1 protein-coding gene is annotated in these 518 nt (G+C 48.1%); it reads right to left on the minus strand.

Annotation, left to right across the window (positions count from 1 at the left end):
- On the minus strand, window positions 1–518 hold a 518-nt coding region (locus tag R8O10_RS27480), incomplete at both ends, for a lipase family protein (RefSeq protein WP_318192269.1).

A 518-nucleotide genomic window follows, 5' to 3' on the forward strand; every position in this document is an offset into this window, starting at 1 on the left:
GAAAACGGACGAATCAGCCAACTAAATAGTGAACGCCCGAGGCGAATGAGTGTCGGCGTGTTCTCATAAATTCTGCCATTGTACAGCCACAGCATTTTTCCGACGTGCCAGTAAAGAAAAGGCACCGGAGGCATGAAAGTCACAATATCGATATCACAACAAATTCGGTAGGTTTTATGCGCCAGACGATAGCGACGTTTGAACGTCCAGTCACCAATGGCGGGCTGCCCGAAAGTCACAACGCGCTTGATGCTTTTCGGATACTTCTTTTCTATGTAATCCGCAAACACGCTACCAATTGCACCACCAGAAGAGTGGCCTGTCACCGAAATGCGCTTGCCTTGCAGAATAAGCGGGACAACGGTTGCTTCTAGGCGTTCTATCACGCTCAAACCTAAGCGGTCTTCGTTTCTACTAGGTAAACTTTCTTGGAACAATAGGTGATAAAACCCTGCGTGAATACGGTAGTTGAGACCTAATCGCCGGCAGCTTCGTGTCCACATTGCAAAGTTGAGCAA

Origin of the sequence: Vibrio sp. 1727, from assembly GCF_033344415.1 — a bacterium.
Lineage (GTDB): Bacteria > Pseudomonadota > Gammaproteobacteria > Enterobacterales > Vibrionaceae > Vibrio > Vibrio alginolyticus.